Consider the following 1,561-nt stretch of genomic DNA (forward strand, 5'->3'; position numbering starts at 1 on the left):
CATCCTCGCGTTGGGCTCCGCCGGAGCCGGCGCCGCACTCGCCGTCGGCGGCACCCTGACCACCTGGCTCGAGCCCGTCGTCGGCACCCACGAAGTCCACCACGTCATCCCGATCTGGGCCATCACCACCATCACCCTCACCATCGTCGCCATCGGCGTGGGTGCGGCTGTCAGGAAGTATCGCTCTGGCGTGACAAGCGTTGCTTCCGAATGGGTCTCGGCGGGAACATGGGCGGCCCGCCAGGACCTCTATGGCGACGTCGTGAACGAACAATTGTTCATGAAACCGGGGCAGCGCGTGACGGCGGTGCTGGTCCGGGTGGACCGGGCCGGCATCGATGGCGCCGTGGAAGGTATCGCCCGACTGGTCGCCGTCGCGTCGAGCCGGGTGCGCCTGCTGCAGACCGGATTTGCCCGCTCGTACGCACTGTCGGTCTTCGCGGGGGCAACCCTGGTGTTGGCGACTCTGATTCTGGTGAGGGTGTGGTGACCGAATTTCCCGTGTTGACCCTGCTGTGGGTGGCGCCCCTCGTGGGTGCTGCCCTGGTGACACTTGTTCCGGCGCAGCGACCCAACCTCGCCAAGTATCTTGCCGTGGCGGTCTCGTTGGTGGTGCTGGCAATTGCGATCGGCCTGGCAGTCGGGTTCGATCCGGTGGGGGAGCGCTACCAGTTCGTCGAGAGCCACCGGTGGATCCCCAGCTTCGGTGCCGGCTATCTCCTGGGTGTGGACGGGATCGCGCTGGTGCTGATCTTGCTCACCGCCGCGTTGATGCCGGTTATCCTGCTGGCCGGCTGGAACGATACCCCCAGTCCAAGAACGTATCTGGCGCTGATGCTGACCGTGGAATCGATGGTCCTGGTGTCCTTCGCCGCATTGGACGTGTTGCTGTTCTTTGTGTTCTTCGAAGCGATGCTGATCCCGATGTACTTCCTCATCGGACGCTTCGGTGGGGCGCAGGCGCCGCGGGCCGCGTTGAAGTTCCTGCTGTACAGCCTCGTCGGCGGGTTGATGATGCTGGCAGGCGTCGTCGGTCTCTACATCGTGGCGTCGGGGACCTTCGATTTCCGGGTGATCGTGGCCGCGGTGGCCTCCGGTGAACTCGATGTCAACCCGGCGGTCCTCAACGCCCTGTTCCTCGGCTTCATGTTCGCGTTTGCCATCAAGGCCCCGCTGTGGCCGTTCCACACCTGGTTACCGGGGGTGGCAGCGGAATCCACGCCGGCCTCCGCGGTGCTGATGATGGCGATCGTCGACAAGGTCGGCACCTTCGGCATGCTGCGCTACTGCCTACAGTTGTTCCCCGAACCGGCCACCCTGTTCCGGCCCGTCATCATCACCCTGGCAGTCATCGGCATCGTCTACGGCGCCGTCCTCGCCATCGGCCAAACCGATGTCATGCGCCTGATCGCCTACACCTCCATCAGCCACTTCGGCTTCATCATCCTCGGCATCTTCGTCATGACCAGCCAAGGCCAAACCGGCTCCACCCTCTACATGGTCAACCACGGCATCTCCACCGCCGCACTGTTCCTCATCGCCGGATTTCTGGTCTCCCGCA

Annotated in this window: 1 protein-coding gene and 1 pseudogene; both read left to right on the plus strand. The window is 64.4% G+C overall.

Going from position 1 to position 1,561, the window contains the following annotated elements; all coding sequences use genetic code 11:
* Positions 1 to 490, plus strand: a pseudogene (locus WBB07_RS17825) (NADH-quinone oxidoreductase subunit L); the annotation flags it as partial.
* On the plus strand, positions 484 to 1,561 hold a 1,078-nt coding region (locus WBB07_RS17830), incomplete at its 3' end, for a complex I subunit 4 family protein (protein ID WP_526309728.1). The pseudogene WBB07_RS17825 and the gene WBB07_RS17830, both read left to right, overlap by 7 nt.

The sequence above is a fragment of the Mycobacterium sp. genome (genome assembly GCF_049647605.1).
Lineage (GTDB): Bacteria > Actinomycetota > Actinomycetes > Mycobacteriales > Mycobacteriaceae > Mycobacterium.